The organism is Pedobacter gandavensis, from assembly GCF_014172405.1.
Lineage (GTDB): Bacteria > Bacteroidota > Bacteroidia > Sphingobacteriales > Sphingobacteriaceae > Pedobacter > Pedobacter gandavensis.
In genome coordinates, this window is sequence record NZ_WNXC01000007.1 from 18045 (window position 1) to 37645 (window position 19601).

At 38.7% G+C, this 19601-nt stretch carries 15 protein-coding genes; 3 read left to right on the plus strand and 12 right to left on the minus strand.

Translation table 11 applies throughout. The features are described 5' to 3' along the window. Positions 1 to 153: 153 nt before the first annotated feature. From GM920_RS23625 to GM920_RS17375, 11 genes are all read right to left on the minus strand, one after another. Positions 154 to 4095 (minus strand): beta-galactosidase, encoded by a 3942-nt coding sequence (locus GM920_RS23625; RefSeq protein WP_202986138.1) that lies wholly within the window; start codon positions 4093 to 4095, stop codon positions 154 to 156. 32 nt (positions 4096 to 4127) lie between these two features. Further along, complete coding sequence (locus GM920_RS17330) at positions 4128 to 5990, minus strand: right-handed parallel beta-helix repeat-containing protein (RefSeq protein ID WP_202986139.1); 1863 nt, start codon at positions 5988 to 5990, stop codon at positions 4128 to 4130. Between the two features lie 16 nt (positions 5991 to 6006). Beyond that, positions 6007 to 6471, minus strand: a complete 465-nt coding sequence (locus tag GM920_RS17335) for a glycoside hydrolase N-terminal domain-containing protein (protein ID WP_202986140.1) — start codon at positions 6469 to 6471, stop codon at positions 6007 to 6009. A 128-nt stretch (positions 6472 to 6599) separates the two neighbouring features. After that, positions 6600 to 8213: a RagB/SusD family nutrient uptake outer membrane protein gene (locus GM920_RS17340; protein ID WP_182959830.1), complete on the minus strand. Its 1614-nt coding sequence runs from the start codon at positions 8211 to 8213 to the stop codon at positions 6600 to 6602. A 12-nt stretch (positions 8214 to 8225) separates the two neighbouring features. Further along, complete coding sequence (locus GM920_RS17345; protein ID WP_182959832.1) at positions 8226 to 11585, minus strand: TonB-dependent receptor; 3360 nt, start codon at positions 11583 to 11585, stop codon at positions 8226 to 8228. 164 nt (positions 11586 to 11749) lie between these two features. Then, entirely contained in the window at positions 11750 to 12898 is a 1149-nt protein-coding gene (locus GM920_RS17350; RefSeq protein ID WP_182959834.1) for a FecR family protein, read from the minus strand. A gap of 72 nt (positions 12899 to 12970) precedes the next feature. Then, a complete protein-coding gene (locus GM920_RS17355) occupies positions 12971 to 13537 on the minus strand; it encodes an RNA polymerase sigma-70 factor (RefSeq protein WP_182959836.1) in 567 nt (188 codons plus the stop codon). 184 nt (positions 13538 to 13721) lie between these two features. Continuing rightward, the gene (locus GM920_RS17360; RefSeq protein ID WP_182959838.1) at positions 13722 to 14078 is read right to left on the minus strand and encodes a hypothetical protein; all 357 of its coding nucleotides are present in this window, start codon (positions 14076 to 14078) and stop codon (positions 13722 to 13724) included. A gap of 46 nt (positions 14079 to 14124) precedes the next feature. After that, positions 14125 to 14280 (minus strand): hypothetical protein, encoded by a 156-nt coding sequence (locus tag GM920_RS17365; protein WP_182959840.1) that lies wholly within the window; start codon positions 14278 to 14280, stop codon positions 14125 to 14127. Positions 14281 to 14436: 156 nt separating this feature from the next. Beyond that, positions 14437 to 14793, minus strand: coding sequence for a hypothetical protein (locus tag GM920_RS17370; protein WP_182959842.1), 357 nt, complete (start codon positions 14791 to 14793; stop codon positions 14437 to 14439). Positions 14794 to 15043: 250 nt separating this feature from the next. Beyond that, positions 15044 to 16351, minus strand: a complete 1308-nt coding sequence (locus tag GM920_RS17375; RefSeq protein ID WP_182959844.1) for a hypothetical protein — start codon at positions 16349 to 16351, stop codon at positions 15044 to 15046. A gap of 257 nt (positions 16352 to 16608) precedes the next feature. On the opposite strand from GM920_RS17375, the gene GM920_RS17380 reads away from it, so the two are divergent. Next, positions 16609 to 17028, plus strand: coding sequence for a hypothetical protein (locus tag GM920_RS17380; protein WP_182959846.1), 420 nt, complete (start codon positions 16609 to 16611; stop codon positions 17026 to 17028). Between the two features lie 64 nt (positions 17029 to 17092). Here GM920_RS17380 and GM920_RS17385 read toward each other — a convergent pair whose 3' ends face one another. After that, positions 17093 to 17281: a hypothetical protein gene (locus tag GM920_RS17385; protein ID WP_182959847.1), complete on the minus strand. Its 189-nt coding sequence runs from the start codon at positions 17279 to 17281 to the stop codon at positions 17093 to 17095. Between the two features lie 176 nt (positions 17282 to 17457). On the opposite strand from GM920_RS17385, the gene GM920_RS17390 reads away from it, so the two are divergent. Further along, positions 17458 to 18423 (plus strand): polysaccharide deacetylase family protein, encoded by a 966-nt coding sequence (locus GM920_RS17390; RefSeq protein ID WP_182959848.1) that lies wholly within the window; start codon positions 17458 to 17460, stop codon positions 18421 to 18423. Positions 18424 to 18535: 112 nt separating this feature from the next. Further along, entirely contained in the window at positions 18536 to 19573 is a 1038-nt protein-coding gene (locus GM920_RS17395) for an Atu2307/SP_0267 family LLM class monooxygenase (RefSeq protein WP_182959849.1), read from the plus strand. Positions 19574 to 19601 lie beyond the last annotated feature (28 nt).

Sequence of the window (19601 nt, forward strand, 5' to 3'; positions counted from 1 at the left end):
ATTAAAAACTTTCCTTGTAGGATCCGATTGATTTTGAGCTATTCTAGCTGTTGTTCCCTTAACATTTCTCCCCTTGTTTTGGCAAAAAGCACTTTGTAGGCTGCATATGCTTAAAACAAAGAAAATTAGTCTACTGGTCATAATTATTTCTGATTAATACTCCGTTATCTCCATTCCTTTAATTACAGCTCCATTCATGGTTTGACGCAGCCCAAAAGTGATCACGTTCTTTTTATCCTTTCCAAAATTCAACCAACATTCGGGCAGATAAAATTCGCGTTGTGGGCCAGCCTCCCAGTGTCTTCCAATATTATGTCCATTGAGGTACATATATCCATTACCTGAAGCGTTAATAAGCATTCGCCAGGTGGTAGCTGGATCAGCATTTGCAGGCAACTCAAATTCTGCCCTATACCAGGTAAATAAAGCGGTTTGTTTTCCCTGCGGCTGTATCCCATTTCCTTTTCTTGGGATGGAGAAGGCAGTATCTAATTGCATTTTATTCCATTTGTCGGCGGCGAATTCAGGCTTCACAAAACCATGATCTATACCTGCCAGGTTGGTTGCTACTTTCCATTTCAGCACCTTTTGTATCATTGTCGTTGTATCAGACAGCCCGGCAGTTTTAATCCCACTCAATTCTTCCATTGGATAATAACCGTGTTCATGACCTATATTTTCATACACCACAGTGATTTCATTCTCTCCTGCATGTAGTAATCCGGCGACATCAAAAATATTATCATATTCATTGTCTTTGATCCTTTCAAAAGATTTGTTGACATTTCTCGTTACAACCGCAGCATATTTATCCGTAGGATACAGACGTGTTGCCAATTTGCCGTTTACCTGAACATTCAAGACATCTCTTGAATAAGTGTTGAACAACAATTTCACAAAGCGCTTTGCTTCTTTTTGTGTTAATGAATCTTGCGAACGATAAAGCACATATCGGGAATCATTCACTCCCATCTCGGGCAATGAAACATTCGGGCTTAATACTTTCCAATCTGCATTAAAATCTTCATTGATGGTCTGCACTTCCTTTATTGGAATATGGATTTTAGGCTGTTGTACAACCACCTGCTTGTTTAGATCTTCCTGCATACTCCACCAAAAACCTTTATTGGCCCCAGCTTTTGGAGGGATAACCAGCACCTTCGTTTCCAAAGAATCCAAGGTATACTCCACTTCAAATGAAGCCTCCGATGACAATTCATTTTTCACATTAGCTGCCGTCGTGATCAGCACTTTTTCTTCATTTTGATTTACATTGTAAATGGGTTTCGCCATGTCAGCATCTACTCCGGGCTTAACCAATGCAGTGCCTGACAATTTCTTTTTTGCCGAACTGTTATGAAGAAAAACAAATTTGGTCCCATCCGAAGCAATTCGGACACCACCTTTTAACTCATCCGGCACATTTTCAAAAGCACAAATCCCACCTTTAGCATGAATCAACTGCTGTTCATATTTTTTGATGAATGACCCAATGTTGCGGGCAGCAATATATTTTTTCGATAGCGATCCATTTTCTCTGATGGCCGCATTATAGTCGTATGAGGTAGTTTGCCCTCTTGCACCCCATCCGTCAAAGTGAGTCCCCCCATAAAACATATAATCATTCAAGCCGGTAGCACCACCCAAAATAGACATCATCCCGATCGCATAGAAATGTCTATGATCGGACTCGTGGTCTTCACCTAGACGCCCGGCTACAGTAGAAAACCAGCCGCCCTGCAATTCGGTAACAAAACCAGGTGCATTGGGCTGTTTGTGTTTTAAATCACTCATGCGTTTGGCACAGCTAATCGCATCATTTAATCCTACATAATAATTATCGCAGTCAAAAACGTCCGACAATAAGCTGTCCTTGCTTCCTCTGCATTGCTCGGTTAGGCAGGTAAATATAGGTACCGTAATGCCTGCATCCTTAACGGAACGATATAAGGATTGTAAAAACGCAGTCTTATCCTTGCTTTCATCCGAGTCATATTCATTTTCTATTTGAACCAGAATAATTCCTTTTTCCCCTTTTTTCTTGTGGCTAATTTGTTCATTGGCGATAAAATTATTCACGGCTTTATACCAATGTAGACTCCATTTCACATGCTCGGGATCATTGCTTCTGAGCCAAAAATCTTTTAGGCCTTCTGGTCTGAATTTTGCAAGCCAACGCGGATAACCACCTCCAGCCCATTCTGCACAAATAAACGGACCGGGGCGAACGATGGTATACAATCCAAACTCATTTTGAGCCATTTGTAGCCATTCCTGCAAATCAGAGAAATCTATCTGGGAGTAATCATTGATATTCTTTGGCATGTTTCTTTCATGCCAGTTCCAGGGTATATAAGTTTCAACGGTATTAAACCCTGCAGCTTTTATTTTCTTAAAACGGTCCCGCCATAATTCTTTGGGGCACCTGAAATAATGAAATGCGGCGCTATACACAAAGGTTTCTTTACCGTCAATTTTAAGACTATTGCCATCATAAGTTACCTTTTGATTATTTGGAATAGGGTTCTCTCCCTTGAAACGGAACCAATTAAAATCGGCATAACCACCAGCCCCTGTATTTTTGGTGCTGTAATTGAATAGGGCAAATCGGTTGGCAGTCCAATCTAAACCTAGGCCCATATTAAGCTGATTCCCAAATGGAATAAATTTCTTTCCATCCACACTGTAGGAGAAAGAAGCAATAAAACCAATGTGCGTGGCATTTGCTTTTAACCATAGTTTATTGGGTAAAAAATTAGGAATACTGTCGATCACTTTACCGTTGTTTACCATCAGCAAAGTTTTTTTATTCCCTTTTTTCCGAATTGCGATATAAGCATAAGGGGATTGAAAAATACCGAAACCAGCTATATTGCCATCTTTCAGCCCCGACACTTCCATCTCTACGGTACCTTCTGATGCAGGACCCTGCACCCGTTGACTCAGTGTATTCACTGCCGTTGTCAACTCTTTTGCAGGCAAGGCATGCAAACGCAGGTATCCCTTTCTCTCTTTTAGCGACCATTTATCCTCAGCAGGATTGTGGTTCCACTGCCATTGTAAACCAAGTGTTGAGGTATTGAACTCATCGGAAGTAGCCGGAACAGTGACCGGATAGACTTTACCCACATCCGGCTTTTTATGTGTTTCTACTCCTTTTCCATTTATCCCCAACATCGGCCAGCCATCAACCCAGGTCACAGGTTCCAAATTAGGGGTTCTCCCTATTGCTCCGCGATCCTGCATAATGATAAACCACCAGGAGCCATCTTTTAGTTGCAGCATTCCGCCCTGGTGCAGCCCATTGCCTGGATAAGTATGATCGTCATTGATGATCACCTTCGATTCATAAGGCCCATAAATATTATCAGATCGCAAACAAACCTGCCTTCCTTGTGTACCACCTGTAGAACCCAAAATATAATATTTCCCTTTGATTTTGTATACATGGGAGCCCTCCAGATAAGGGTAATCACGATTGTTGTAAATCTCCTTTTGTGGTGTTTTCACCGATAAAGCATCGGCATTTAATTCGGTGATATAGAGTTTTTGCTGACCATGAGCGACATACACTTTCCCATCATCATCAAAAAACAAACCCGGGTCATACAAGTACTCCGGAAAAATAGTTCTCTTCCAGGGACCATTTATATCTTTTGATGTGCAAATTGAGAAATTTCCTTTTTCTTTATCCCAATTTGGCGTGCAAAAGCCGACATAAAACAATCCCTTATGATGCCGTATGGTTGCCGCCCAGGAGCCCCTGAGGTATCTATCTCCACCCTGAAAATTATAGCGGGGATCTTCATTATATTTATCTACGGCATACCCTGCCATTTCCCAGTTCACCAGATCTTTCGATTTTAAGATAGGGCAACCAGGCACATAGTGCATACTTGTAGAAATGAAATAGAAAGTATCATCTACGCGAATGACATCAGGATCGGGCCAATCGCCCCAAAGCAATGGGTTTTTAAATGTACCGTTTTTATTATCTGCCGTCCACACATTTTCCGACTTGGCAGATTGAGCATGCAGAGGTATTGATTCCTTGCAAAAGAAAACAAGAAATAAAAGCAATGTTTTTTTTATCATAATATATTTAAAAGGTTTATTCTACTTAGTTATTACCAAACTTTAAATTGCAATCTTCCGCTTCTTTTGATCTCAAAAGGCCCGGCAGAGGGCTTGGTTTTATTTCGCTTGACATTTGAAAAATCGGTATCAATTGTAATTGCATTCCCGCTCCGATCTGTAAATGGCTGTTGAGGGATTATCGCATTTCCCAATTTCTTGCTAGTGATCAGCAGCTGTTTCTCCTCTTTTGCCCAGGGATTTTCAAGATTAATAGTAAGGTACCAGCCATCATGCTTTTCTTCCAGTTCCACTCCGGGATTGTAATCCGGTTTTATTATTGGCTGAAGCTCCTGTTTAGCAGGCTTGGAATCCCCCAAATATACATTACCTTCCATTTGCACAGGTAATATCGATTCGTTGTAAGGCGACAGCTGAGTTCTGCCTACAAATATATTATTGTAAAAACGAGTATCACCACAGGGGTTATTGCGAAATCCTGCTATCTCTGTTGAATGTGGTTTAAGGAAAGGCGTTTCACGAGCATCAATATTGTCTGTTTTCCAAAGATCCCAGGCAATCATATTATGAACAAATGCTACCCCTTGAGAAAGCCTTACCTGTGCCAACTGCGGAGAAAGAAACAGGTTATTGTCTACCAAGACAGGCCCATGATTCACTTCCAATGAAAAATCTTGCACCCTATTGTCATGGAGGAAGTTTTTCGTTACCCGGGTGCCCTGAGCCATCCAATCGAGCCATATTCCTCCCTCAGTATCATAAATATGATTTTTACTAATTTCTACGTCAACAGCCCCATGTAGCTTAATTCCTGCCAATTCATATCCCCAAAATAATTGTTGTTTACTGATCTTGGTGATCGTATTGCCTGAAATTGTACTGAATATGGCTCCAAGACTGCCAGCAATACCAGCCTGTCCGCAATGACTGATATGATTGTTGCGAACCAGGTGACTACCTACCTGCGCTTTGTTCCAGCCGTTTTTATATGCTCGTTCTGTAGTTTTAATAAATCCTTCCACTGATTCTGATTTATTATCCCATTCATCCCCATATTTTCCGAGTGTAATTCCTGTACATTTCGAATAACTGATTTCGTTATTTTCGATGATCCATCCTTTGCTCCAATGGGTGCCAATTAAGCCAATTTGCTCAGCAGTAGGTGGCGCCCAGGGACTGGCCGCATGACTCATTACAAATCCCTTTACACCAATATAATTAATACCAGGTTTTGAAGGATAGAATACTGCTTGCCGAACATTTATCTCGGTTAACTGTTCATTGGGATTAACGGCAAAAAAATTAGCCCAGATGGTCGTGTGAGTTTCATCCACCTTACAAAACCACAAAGGTGAATTGGCATGAGCAGAATCTAATCGATTGAACTGATTGGTCTCTGTTAGCTGGTTTCCATTCAAATACACCTCTCCTGTATGGCACCACTTCCCTTTTTCCAGCCAGTCTCCGTGTAGGGTATCTGTATATGGATTAAATGCGCCGAAGAAACCATTAGGTATTTTAACCATCCATATCGAGCTGCCCAACTTTTGCCATCCTTTAATAACCTCGGAACCTTTCCACTCCACTTTATCCCCTTTTGCAGCCCGATACCAAATCCGTTCATTCTCGGAGCTACCACCCCGGGGCGGAGCAACTTGCTCCCGATAAACGCCAGCATGTACCGTAATGATATCTCCGGGCATTGCGACTTTGGCTCCGGCAGCAATCGTTTTAAAAGGCTTGGTTATACTACCAATATTCGCATCATTTCCATGCCCGGATACATGGTATTCTTTATGATTTACATCCCTCTTTTGAGCTTGTACAAATTGTATACAGCCTATGATAACGAGGTATGTAGAAAGCCATAGTTCCTTACTTCTAATCATCTTCATTCGGCTAAATATTTTGTTAATTAAACTGTCCATCTATCACATACTTTCTGCCAACCACCAGTTTTAAGGTTTTAACCTTAGTTCCATATACAAATGTGCAAATATCGTTTTTACCGGCTTTCCGTCTTGCTTCATCGGTACCTAAGGCTGCCGCTTTATCAAATTTACCAGAGTCGGCTAAGGCCCTTACCTCGGGTAATAAGCCTGCCACATTCGGAACTGCTATTTTATGTCGATCCCAGGTCCGGATGAAAAGCTCCTCATCCACACAGATTACCCTTTCCTCACCGGGCTTTCCGGTAGCCATCGTGCCATGCCTGCCATTCCCGGTTACAAATGCATCTTGCCAGTCAAGGGCCGGTTTTGCCGACCAGGCAACCCACTTTTTACTTCCGATTTTCGTTTGTAAAAATAAGGTCAGCGAACAAAGGGATATTGCAAAGAGTAACATTAGTTTTCGGGAGCATATTTTTTTATTCATATTGCTGAAAGAGATAAAGTTTGCTTGAATTAGATATGCTAGATCTACAACGACCTATCAAAATAAAGGGGTAATTAAATACCCCTTTATCAGTTGTTTTAGAAAAATCCTATTGTAAAATTGGCCTATTAATATCCCGGATTTTGTTTCAACGAAGGATTAATGTCGAATTCTTTTTGCGGAATTGGCCATAAGTAGTTTTTATTATCAAACGTTCTCGATCCAGCCACAAAATTGGAATTAGGTGTTAAAGTTAAGACCCCATTAGATGGGTTTACCGATCCTTTTAAGCTACCTTTTACATCTCCATTTAATACATCTGCTCCAATTTTCCAACGTTGTATATCGTACCAACGTAGACCTTCACCAGCTAACTCTGCTCTTCTTTCGCGACGGATAAGCACACGTAACGAAGCTTGATCAGGATACAAAGCAGCGGTTACCGCAGGCATATTTACTGTTGGGCGCTGTCTTACCTTATTAATTGCATCATAAACGGAAGGATCTATCTGGTTCGCTTCAATTTTTGCCTCTGCATAAGTCAGCAAAACTTCTGCATAGCGGATCACGATAATACTTCCTCCGGTATTCCACACGTCTGTCCCGTAAGCAGTATTGTTATAATCGTCGATATTAGCGAGGTATTTTTTAAAGTTATACCCTGTTGGTGATGCATTGTTATTTCCAACTAAATCGCTGGATCCGGCACTTAAGGGATCGAAGTAAGAACCCATATACAGCAAACCTGGATGGATAACAGCAGCATCTAAACGCGGATCTCTATTGGTATAAGGTTGCAGTGCATTATAGCTGCCATCTTCTTGAATTGTTTTCCCATTTGTGGTTTCATAGGCATCTACCAATGCTTGTGTTGGTGCCATTGAGCTCCATCCACCATGAGAATTAGGAAGCGCAGCCCCCAATACCCATTCAGAATTGTCGTTCTGCAGGTACTGTACATCTAAAATCACCTCTTGGTTATTAGAATTTTGCGGACGGAATATTCCCTCATAATCCGGATACAGGCTGTAGTTGAAAGGTCCTGTCATCAGCTGTTGGGTGGTGGTAATACAATCGGTGTATTTTGCATTAAACAATTCTACCCTTGCTTTCAAAGCCAATGCAGCTCCGCGGGTAATGCGGCCTATATCACTACCGGAATAGCTAACTGGTAATGAAGGGGCAATACTAGCCAGCTCTTGAAGGACAAAATCAACGACTTGAGCTTTTGGGCTACGCTGTGTTTTATTGGCTTCATCGGTTGTCAGGTTATGTAATGTAAATGGCACGTCACCATACATCTGAGTTAAAATGGCATACCTGTAGGCTCTTAAAAATCTGGCTTCACTTTTCATTCTTTCTTTAAGCGTATTGTCAAGTGAGGCAGATGGAACCTTATCCACATTGTCCAAAAACCAATTACATCTTTGGATGGTTAAATAAGAATATTTATTCACCCCTGGCTGTGAATCGGAAGCTGTAGCAAGTCCAGAGGCAAAAGTTTCATAATTTTCCCATGGAAACTGATCAATGCCATTATCCGACAGGCAGTCATCATATATCACGTTATCGCCAGTTTCCCAACCACTATAACATCCTGTTAGCGCAGCATTGGCATCTGCTTTTGATGACCATAAGGTCTCATTACTGTATTGATCTAATGGTTTTGTATTTAAAATATCTTTCTTACACCCCATCAATACAGTTGTGGTAAGCAGTATATAGATTAATTTCTTTTTCATCTGTTTCTGTTTTTAAAATGTAACATTAAGGCCAAGTGTATTTACCATTACCTGAGGGTAATTGTTAATGCTTCCTGCTGATCCTAGTTCCGGGTCTATCCATTTATAGAACTTGGTAAACGTTAGGAGGTTTTGACCGCTATAGTAAACTTTAACGTTATTTAAGCCCACTTTCTTCATCACATTTTTAGGCAGATTGTATGCAAATGTTACGTTTTTTAGGCGTAGATAAGAGGCATCTTTAACCCAGAAAGACGAAGGCGTACTACCTGGATCATTCTGCTTATAGCTATACCATAACCTTGGAAAGTCTGCATTGGTATTTGATGGTGTCCATCTGTCTAAAAACACAGTGGTAGGTTTCTGTACATCTGGACCAATTTGTCCAATCAGGTTCCCACCCATTGCTTTTACAGCTGCGGCACCTTGCAGGAACAACGATAATTCGAAATTTTTCCAGCTAGAGGAGAAAGAGAGACCGAAAGTAATTTTCGGGTAATAATTACCCAAATAAACCTTATCATCAGCATCTATTTTTCCGTCATTATTTTGGTCTTTATATTGGATATCGCCCGCAGACACCTTGTTATTCAACACCGCTGTTCCTGTTACATCTGCCTCGGTTTTATAAATCCCTAAAGCCTGGTAACCATAAAGCGAATAAAATGGTGTACCTACATCATAAAAGGTATTGTCATTAATTACTTTACCGCCGGTTAACTTGGTCACCTTATTTTCTATGTAGGAGAAATTACCATTGATATTATAGTTAAACTCACCTGCTTTAGCTTTATATCCTGCACTGAATTCAAAACCTTTATTCATCATCTCACCATCAACATTTACGTATGGAGGAGTGAAGGCATAAATGGCGCTTGCCTGTGTAATCATTAAAGGGTTTGAAGTTTTTCTTTCGAAATAATCCAGCGATACATCTAGCTTGTTCTCCAGAAATGTAGCATCGATACCAGCTCCTATAGATTGTGTTTTCTCCCACTGCAACAATGGATTAGCTCCGGCGTTTGGTGATAGACCGGTTACCAGTGTTTGGTTAAACGAATAGGTTTTCCCACTTGCAATTGACTCAAAATAAGCATAGTTATTGGCAATTTGCTGGTTACCTAATTTACCCCATGAGCCACGAACTTTTAAGGAGTTAATGGTGTTTAGGAGGTTACTAAAGAAATCTTCTTTTGACATCACCCATCCTGCAGAAAGTGCAGGGAATCTACCCCATCGGTGACCAGGCGCAAAACGCGAAGATCCATCGAAGCGAAAATTAGCCTCTAACAGATACTTTTCACTAAAATTATAGTTAAATCTGGCAAAAGCCGATTTCAACCCCCAATCATTAGCATATCCTGATGTAGTCTGACCAAGAGCAGGAGCAGCATTAATTTGTGTTAATTCATTGTTCAGGAAATTTTGACGCTGTGCGCTAAAAGTATTGTAAATCGAATACTCTTGTGAAGCACCAACCAAAATTTTGAAATTATGGTTTTCAATACTTTTCTCATAATCTGCCACAGCCTGTACCAGACTATAAGTGGTTCTATCGGTTGAATTGGTTAAGTTGTTTGGTCCTTCAAATTTTGTAGGTGTAAGTGGAGTACCCGCCGGGCCACCTTTATAATACTGTATTTCCGAAACATATTGTTGTTGTTGGCCCAGTCCTAATCTATAGCCAAAGGAAGGTTTGAAATGTAGACCTTTCAATGGTGACCAATCTCCAGCGATGTTACCGGTAACCGTATAATTTTGCCATCTGTTAAATGATCCGGATTCTAACCAGGCAGTCGGACTACCATCTGACACATACCCTAATGCGCCATTCTCCCATCTATTAGGCACGGTATTAGAAATGCGGTTGGACATGCGAATGATTTGCGAAAAGCTGGTTGCATAAGTACTTACCGGCTCTTCAAATGGCGCATATAAGAAACCTAATTTTGCAGTCACCCCCAATTTTGGCGTTAATTGAGAGCTGACGTTAAAGAGTGCATTATATTTTTGATATCTCGTTTTTTCTACATTTCCTTGTTGGTCGAAATAGCCTAAAGAAACCATGTAATTGGTTTTTTGATCACCACCATTCACACTGATATTGTGGTTTTGTTGCCAACCTGGTTTCGAATACAATAACGCTAACCAATCGGTATTCGGATGTGCACCTGTTTTATCGGTACCATCCTTGAACAGTTGGATATCTTTATCAGTCCATCTAGTGGCAGCTCCTTCATTAGCTCTTGCTTCGTTATACAACAAAGCCTGTTGCCAGGACGGTAAAAAATCTGGCTTTTTGATCACTTGCTGAGGGCCGACGTACATATCGTAACGCATTTGTAAGTCCCCTTTTTTTCCTTTTTTTGTGGTGACCAAAATTACACCATTTGAAGCTCTGGCACCATAAATGGAAGCAGAGGCCGCATCTTTAAGAACGGAAATACTCTCAATATCATTTGGATTTACATCTCCCAATGCACCAGGTACCCCGTCAATAATAATTGCAGGACCAGCGCTGGCACCACCAGAACCAAGTCCAGATCCGATACCTCTGATTCTGATCGTACCTGCATCCCTTCCCGGTTGTCCGTTAGTAGTGGTAATACTCACTCCGGCAACTTTTCCTTGAATGGCATTGGTAACGTTGGTAACAGGCCTGTTTTCCAAGTCTTTTGAAGAAACCGTTCCTATCGCACCGGTTAAATTGATTTTCTTTTGTTGTCCGTATCCAACTACCACAACCTCAGCCATATCAATGTTTGCAGCACTAAGTGAAACTTCAATATTTGCTTGCCCAGTGTAAACAACTTCTTTGTTGCTGTAACCAATAAAGCTAAAAACAAGAATGTCGCCCTTTTTTGCAGCGATCTGGAACCTACCATCATTATTGGTAATTGCTCCACTTGAATTGTCTTTAATTTTAACACTAACACCCGGAAGAGGAAGATTTTTCTCATCAACCACCCTTCCGCTAACGCGGTCAAAAGCAAGTACCGAAACTTTTGGGTCAGCATGTTTTAGTATTACAGTCTGGTCAACAATTGTATAAACCAGAGATTTGCCATCGAGTATCTGCTCAAGAGCTTGCTCAAGTGATGCATTCTTTAGAGAAACAGTAATCCTGATCTGGGGGTTGATCAGCTTATTGTCGTAAAAAAATCTATAGTCACTCTGCTTCTCGATTGATTTTAGTATGGTAGAAAAGGCAGCATTTTTTTCATTAAGATTTATCCTTTGGGAGTATACTTTGGCAGATAAATGTAAACAGGTAATGGTTAATAAAATTACGGTTAGTTTCATAACCCTGGTAGTTTTGTTCAATAGTAAGTTCCATGTAGGCGGAATTTTACCATATTGGTTTAATTTCATACTTTTATACGGTTAGGTTAATGGTTTAGATTTCTGTCAACAAGAATTTTAAAATTATTCCTGACTTTTCCAGGTTCCGACGGCAATCGGGATCTGGTTTTTTGTCTCATCACTCTAGTAGCTATTTTTCCATGTTCATTTTTGGTTTAGTTTAAGTATTTGGTTTATTTAACTGTTAATGTTCTTCCCTCTAGTTTAAATGTGACATCACTTAATTCAAGGATGCGTAAAATCTTCCTTAAGCTATATCCACGGCTTACCTCACCTACAAACTCATGGTCTTTAAGTCCCGGAGCATAAATCACCTCTACATCATACCATCTTGATATTTGACGCATGAGTTGCGGTAAGCTTGCATTATCAAACAAGAAATATCCGTTTTTCCAGGCCATCACAGAAGCTAGATCCGCCTCACAAACTTTATATTCTCGACCATTTTGGGTTATTGAACCTTGTTGGCCTGGTTTAAGAGAAGTTACCGCATTTGCATGGATTAGTTTCACAGCACCTTCTAGCAGTGTAGTTTTCAGCTCTTTTTCATCTTCGTAAGCCATCACATTAAAATGTGTTCCCAGTACCAGTACTTTAGTACCATTGGCATTCACGGTAAAAGGCTTATTCTTATTTTTTGCGACCTCAAAATAGGCCTCACCAGTTAATTCTACATTACGATCTGTTCCGGCAAACAGGGTAGGAAATTTTAAAGAAGAGGCCGCATTAAGCCATACTTTTGATCCATCAGGGAGTAATATTTGATATTGTCCACCTTTTGGGGTGCTAATGGTGTTATATTCTGCTGAAGATTTTCCACTATTTTGACTTGCAGAAACTTTATAAACCAATTGCCCCTCAACGGTTTTGGTAATCGATAGACCAGATTTCTTAATGAGATCTCCATTGGCTGCATCAGTAAGGGATATTTTAGTTCCATTTCCAAGCGTTAGTGTTGCCTTGTTTCCACCTGGTGCAATATCATTTTTACTAATCAAATTTCTGTTATGATCATTTGGTGTTACTAAGTTGTTCTCCTTATGGAAATAGTACCCTACCGAAACTGCAATAAATAGAACTGCGGCAGCCGCATATCTAATGAATGAATAAGATTTAGTTTTTTTTGTGGAGCCTTTGATTGCAGTGGAGATATTTTTATACATCTCATCTCCAATCTCCTGTTTTTCTCCCATCTCCTTAGTATCCCAGTCTTCGGATTTTTGAAAATGCATAAAAAACTGGTTGTACTGAGCAATTTCGTCAGTCGAAGCTGCACCAGATTCAATCTTTTCCAGAAGTTTAAACAATTTTTCCTTTTCCATAGTATAGGGCTATATAGAGTAAGGCGTTTTAGAGTAGCCTAGCCCCCAAAGGAAAATAAAAAAAACTTTTTCTTAAATAAGAGGGAACCAACAGCTGAGATTACCCAAAGCACCTTTCAGTTTTCTAAGTGCAATAGTAATTTGATTCTCTACTGTCTTCTCTGAAATACCTAATTTGCCGGCAATTTCTTTATTACTAAGGTATTCGTTGCGGCTCATTTTAAAGATTTCCGCACATTTTTCGGGAAGTGATTCGACAAACTCGCGAATAATGGATTGAAGTTCTTTTACCTCAATATTACCTTCTATGGTATAGGTTTCAGACAAGCTCTTAGTATTGACAATAAAATTATCCTTTACCTTCCCTTTTCTGAGGTGACTAATCATCTTATACTTTACAGCAGCGAGTAAATAACCCTGAACCGAACTGATTAAACTTGCTGATGTTCGGTGCTCCCAAAACCAAATAAATACCTCCTGGCAGATATCCATACAGATTTCACGGTCTTTGCAAACATTAAAAGCACTTTGGTAAAGTTTTGACCAATGCCGCTGATAAAGTGTTTGAAAGGCGACATGATCCTCTATGCGGATCAATTCCACAAGTTTATCGTCTGAAATTACATTATACTCATGCATGCTTAATAAATCCCCTCGACGAAATTACAAAATATTAGAGAACATACATCTTTATGTCATTAAAACTCAGAATTGATAAAAAAATTTGTGTGATTAACTCTAATCATATAAATAATTCCTTCAATCGTTTTATCTAAACATACTTTGGAACATACCTATAGAAATTCCTTAGAAAATTTTATTATTATGGTTTGGATCCGTTTAAAGGGGGAGATAATAGAAAATCACGCCAGCCTTCAACAATTTGTTTGAATTCAATTGTAGGCATATGAAATTCATCGATTTCATCCGAATAAAAACATACATCATCTTTATTAACTTCGATTAAAATCATTTCATTCTGACTTTCAAACTCCTTTCCTGGTTCATTCAAGACTTCATTAATCTGTTGAAGCAGATCTTCATTTAATTCAGAAGCTCCCCAACCATAAAGAAATATGGTTAAATCTGGAAAATTAGTATGGGGAACTTTATCTATTTTATTGTTGATATTCTTATTTTTAAAGTCTATTCCGTATTTTTTGATTATATCTTGATTCATATTCTTTTTGGTTAAAATAGTAACAGATTCTTAGATTTTAGTAAAATCAGGATGTGCAGATGTTATTTTTCCATTTCTTGACCTCAAATATTTCCTGATCCTGGTGGGTTCTGATGGCAGGCATTTTAAGGAGCAATTCCCCTTCTGATGGATATTCAACCAAGGAAAGCTGTTTGTTTAAATGAGTCGAAACTGCTTTCATGAAGATTTACTTCTTCGTTCCACCTGCCCCGAGTCCATTGCTGCTTCTACGCCTTTAGCAGCCTGTCCTGGTATTTTGAAAGGATTAAATGTTCTTTTTCCATAGCTAACTTGTTAATCCAACTTTCAAGTGAAAATTCCTTGAAAAATTTTACAATTATTTGCTCCGGTTTAAAGGAGGTGATAGTAGAAAAGCTCGCCACCCTTCTACTATTTGTTTAAAATCAATAGTTGGAATAGAAGACGTAGGTTTATTCTCCCAATAGAAAAAAACTTTATAATTATTTATTATTATGGTGACGAAATCATTTGCATTCTCGATTTCGCTATCGACCAGCCCTAATGCATTGTTAATATCAGGCAATAAGATTTCATCTAATTCATCCGCATTCCATCCATGTAAAAAAAATGTTAAGGCGTCTAAATTTGTATGAGGAATTTTTTCTACTCCCCATTCTTCAATGAGTTTATTTTCAAATTCTATACCATATTTTTTAATTATATCTGGATTCATGTCTTAATTTATTAAAAGTTAGGAATAACATTCGGGCTTACATAATATTCTGCCAATTGCTGAGAAATTCCTCTCAACGCTTTTAACTCTTAGATATCTTCGGGGTGTCATTAAAACTCAGAATTGATAAAAAAATTAGAAAAGCTAGCCAGAGATGTAGATATATTCTCTATGTAGAAAAAACACTTATCATTTTTTATGATTATAGTGACTGTATCCTTTGAATTATCGATTTCGTTATCAACCTATGCTAAAGCCTAATAATTACAAAACTAACAATATAAGCAACAAATATTAGCCCTAGAGTGTATTGCGTAATGATATAGGACACCAACCATAAACTTTTGAATTTCAAAATATCTAAATTGAGTCTAAGTCCCCAGAAAATAAATGTTGTATACCAAAATACCCCCCATAAATAGTACCATCCTAAACAGAAGGCACTAGTAAATCTCCAATTAATTATATTTCCATTGCAACCTTGTCGATATCTACGGCTTTTTAATTCAAAATAGACTTTAAAAGTGTTTGGATAATAAACAGAAGGCATGCTTTTTACTAGGATAAAATTAAACAGTAGAAAAAAAACAAAACAGCCAATGCCCCAATAAATAACTCTTCCCTTGTTACGTCCTTTATTCCACCATACCTTACTAATCCAATTAGTAAATTCCCGTCTGTTTATTTTGTCTACTAATTCAGTGTAATCAGTATTATACTTTTGGTGTTGGGCCGTGAGACCTTCATTGTTCAAGCGTCTAAGAAGCTTTTGATAAATCCAAATCCTATGCTGATCACTTTGTGAAGAATCAACATGAAAACTAAATCTATCATAGGGAAGTGTAATTCTCTCTAAATCAATTTCCCGCAAATTTATTGTTCGCTCTAATTCTAAGGCAGGCTGATCATTTGTATTTTCAAGTCTTATTAGGTTGTCAAAATTTAGCGATCCATTTCTAGCCAAATCTACTTTTGATAAATACATAATCTCAGGAAGATAGGTATGATAAAAGTTGGAACTGTCTACATTTGAAGTATGTATAATAAAACGATTGTAAATTGCTCCATCTTTAAAATTCAAATAATTGATTGAAGAATTGTTAAGCTCTACCGAATTCACCTTCGTCTCTGGCAGGTTAAGTTCATTAATTACGCAATTGCTTACTTTAATAGCATTAACAATTCGTTGACTTTTATTTGCCCCAATTTTTGGAATATTTAAGGAAATATTAGTTTCTCCATTACCTAAGATTGTAAGACTGTCTACCTTTTCCAGAATAATAAAAATCCATTGGTACTTTTGGCTTCTTCTTAAATCAATTATTACATTTTTTCTCGTACTAATTTTTAATTTCGTTTTAAAGTTCTTTATGTAATAAATTGCATTTGTATAGTTATTCCTTTCTATCTCATTGCCTCCATTTGGGGGATGAACTGTGATAATAGAGTTTTTAGAAGAATCTAATCTAATAGAGGTGTAATTTTGCGCTATAGAATCAATAGCTATTAGGAAATAAAACAACGATAAGAATAACACTTTATTAAATTTAGAGAGCATTTTTAAAGATATTAAAAAATGTCACAAAATAAAATTACAGCTAACCTAATCCTGAGTTCAAATCTTTTCACCATTTCTGTTTTTTTTTATAGCGAACAATTCTTTCCAATTTCACATTCAATCTTAGCTGAGCAAATAATGCGTAAGAATAAATTCTTCTGATTTGCCAGCTGTTCATGGATGGGTACATGAGCTAAAATTACTCGCCTGTCGTTCTTTTAATTAAATTAGCGAAATATCTATAATTACAAATAAATATGAACGTAAGCGAGCTAAGAATTGGCAACTATGTATTCCCAGATGGTGAGATCGTAAATGAGGTGGGCAGTCCTTGCGAAGTCATAGGTATCCTCCCAAACAAAAACATAGCCTACCAGTTAAACGATAAAGCTTCGGATCAAGTAAAAGAATGCAGTCATGATCAGGTTAAGCCGATCTCTATAAATGCAGACTGGTTGGTAAACAGATTCGGTTTCAAAGACAATGGCGGCGGATATTTCCAACACGAGGATTTCAATTTCTTCTTATTTTATGTGGAAGAAGATGATTACTATGATTGCTATAAGCAAGTTCCAGCAAATGACGAAACCGGAGATTTTAAAACGCTACAACATGTTCATAAATTACAAAATCTGTTTTTTGAACTGTTTGATGAAGAATTAATCAATAATGATTAAATAAATTAGCCCTTCAGCTAATGGAGGGCTAATTCTAAATACTAAGTCGGCAAAAAAACAAACCTTAGTTCTCTAACTCCTCAGTCCCAGCTGAAGGTTGTTTAGGCTCGATACCATTATCCTTTAATGCCTGATTGTATCCTATGGAATACTTAATGTGTCCCCAGGCGGTCAACATTAAGATCAAATCTTCCTCTTTAAGTGGACCGTTAACCTGAGCCTTGCAATAATCTAAATATTGATTTTCCGTCATTGTATGTTGTCTTTTTGTTGAATTGATTGGTAAAAGATCAATTGTTGATCTACTACAAATATCGGAATATATATCTTTATACTTCAAAAAGGACGATCATCTAACAACCATACGATTAAATTCTAAACATAAAAAGCTATATTAATCTTGATTTTTGGACTCCAGACCAGCTACAGATGATAAAATTACACACCATATTAACGCTTGTATTTTGCAGTCTTTTTGCGAAGGCTCAAAAAGAAATACAACACTATAAAGCTTACTTTGCAACTGGCAGTTATAACGGAAAAAACATACTTGTTTTACGCCAATTTGAGCAAGAAGCACAGCAATCCTATCTGATTGTGAATCCACAGACCTTGGAAACACAGATTATAAACAGCAAGCAAGTTTCGGTAAAACCGATCAGGTTTCAGGAGTTTGGAACATACCTCAAAAACACACCCTATTTTAGCGCCCTTCAAACGGCACAACAACAGTCACTCCTTCTTCAGGATGCAGGAATTACACATGGCTTTCCCAAAGAAAAAGGGATTACCCTGACCATAGACCTATGTCCTTCCCATAAGCCTCTAGACAGAACCATTTTCAGCTCATTAATTGCTGCATTTCAAAAACACGAGCGACCAGTGCCTGTCGCTTTATCAATTACGGGTAAATTTATGCTGAACCATAGCGATGACATCAACTGGTTATTGGGGCTTCAAAAGTCGGGAGATTTAAACATTACCTGGACTAACCATACTTTTAACCACCATTATAATCCGAAAGCCCCATTGGCAATCAACTTTTTAATGGAACCAGGAACAGACCTTAACTTCGAAATACTAGGATTGGAAAAAGCCATGATTGAACGGGGATTATTACCTTCGGTTTTCTTTAGATTTCCAGGATTGGTATCAGATCAGAAGTTAGTCGACCAAGTAACCAGCTACGGCCTTATCCCAATTGGAAGTGATGCCTGGCTTGCAAAAGGTCAGCAGAGCCATGCTGGAAGCCTTGTGTTGATCCATGGAAATGGAAACGAGCCTATTGGTGTTAAGGACTTCATCAAGCTTTTGGTTACAGAGAAAGCGACCATCAACCAACAACAATGGTTGCTTTATGATTTAAGAACAAGTATTGAGAATGAATTCCGATAAGATTACAAACTAGAAAAACCAGGCATAAATTAAAACTTAAATACCTATACAGGGTTATCTTCTTTACAGGAGCCCATTGAGGGGCATAAAAGCAAAGCAATAAAAATTACACATGGAAATTGGGATCAGCACATTTGGAGAACTACAACCTGACGGCGTAGCAGGAAAAGCCGTTAACGCGCATAAAAGAGTTCAAGAATTATTAGAAGAAGTAAAACTTGCGGATGAAGTAGGTCTGGACGTTTATGCATTCGGAGAGCACCACCGTGCCGATTTTGTGATTTCTTCGCCTGAGATCATGATGGCTGCAGCCGCAGCAATCACTAAAAACATCAAATTATCCAGCTCTGTTACTGTATTGAGTTCAGCAGATCCTGTCCGGACTTTTCAAAACTTCGCTACGGTAGATCTCATCTCTAATGGGAGGGCAGAAATTATCGCAGGGAGAGGATCATTCACAGAATCATTCCCTTTATTCGGTTATAATCTGAACGACTATGATGAGCTTTTTACGGAAAAACTGGGTTTACTATTGCAACTCAATGAAGAGGAAATCATCACCTGGCAAGGAAAACACCGGGCTTCTATTGTAAAAAGAGGTGTATATCCACGTCCAATTCAACCTGCTATTCCGGTTTGGATCGGCGTAGGTGGCACCCCTGCCTCTGCGCAGCGCGCTGGAAGAATGAACCTTCCTATGGCAGTAGCGATTCTAGGAAGCCCACCAGAACAATTTGTTCCTTTTATCAACCTTTATCGTAAATCAGCAGCAGAAGCAGGCCACGATCCTACTAAACTTCAACTGGCCATCAGTTCACAGTTTTACGTAGCAGAAAATTCACAACAAGCGGCAGATGAATTCTACCCTTCTTACGAGCAATTGATGAATCGGGTTGGTAAAGACAGAGGTTGGTCGCCGATGAGCAGACAGCAATTCGATTATTTACGAACTGCCGGGCCATTGGTAGTTGGTAGTCCACAAGAAGCAATTGATAAAATCATGCACCAGTATGAACTTTTCAAAAACACCAGATTCCTGGCACAACTGGTTACCGGATCTATTTCCCATAAACAGGTGCTGAAAACCATTGAATTATTAGGTACTGAGATTGCCCCAGTCATCAGAAAAGAAACACAAAATCAGCTTTAAACAGGAGATGTTTAATGGCTAAAAAAAA

Coding starts and splice junctions, on each gene's coding strand:
- GM920_RS23625 (WP_202986138.1), bottom strand. CDS start 4,095: ATGATAAAAAAAACATTGCTTTTATTTCTTGTTTTCTTTTGCAAGGAA.
- GM920_RS17330 (WP_202986139.1), bottom strand. CDS start 5,990: ATGAAGATGATTAGAAGTAAGGAACTATGGCTTTCTACATACCTCGTT.
- GM920_RS17335 (WP_202986140.1), bottom strand. CDS start 6,471: ATGAATAAAAAAATATGCTCCCGAAAACTAATGTTACTCTTTGCAATA.
- GM920_RS17340 (WP_182959830.1), bottom strand. CDS start 8,213: ATGAAAAAGAAATTAATCTATATACTGCTTACCACAACTGTATTGATG.
- GM920_RS17345 (WP_182959832.1), bottom strand. CDS start 11,585: ATGAAATTAAACCAATATGGTAAAATTCCGCCTACATGGAACTTACTA.
- GM920_RS17350 (WP_182959834.1), bottom strand. CDS start 12,898: ATGGAAAAGGAAAAATTGTTTAAACTTCTGGAAAAGATTGAATCTGGT.
- GM920_RS17355 (WP_182959836.1), bottom strand. CDS start 13,537: ATGCATGAGTATAATGTAATTTCAGACGATAAACTTGTGGAATTGATC.
- GM920_RS17360 (WP_182959838.1), bottom strand. CDS start 14,078: ATGAATCAAGATATAATCAAAAAATACGGAATAGACTTTAAAAATAAG.
- GM920_RS17365 (WP_182959840.1), bottom strand. CDS start 14,280: ATGAAAGCAGTTTCGACTCATTTAAACAAACAGCTTTCCTTGGTTGAA.
- GM920_RS17370 (WP_182959842.1), bottom strand. CDS start 14,793: ATGAATCCAGATATAATTAAAAAATATGGTATAGAATTTGAAAATAAA.
- GM920_RS17375 (WP_182959844.1), bottom strand. CDS start 16,351: ATGCTCTCTAAATTTAATAAAGTGTTATTCTTATCGTTGTTTTATTTC.
- GM920_RS17380 (WP_182959846.1), top strand. CDS start 16,609: ATGAACGTAAGCGAGCTAAGAATTGGCAACTATGTATTCCCAGATGGT.
- GM920_RS17385 (WP_182959847.1), bottom strand. CDS start 17,281: ATGACGGAAAATCAATATTTAGATTATTGCAAGGCTCAGGTTAACGGT.
- GM920_RS17390 (WP_182959848.1), top strand. CDS start 17,458: ATGATAAAATTACACACCATATTAACGCTTGTATTTTGCAGTCTTTTT.
- GM920_RS17395 (WP_182959849.1), top strand. CDS start 18,536: ATGGAAATTGGGATCAGCACATTTGGAGAACTACAACCTGACGGCGTA.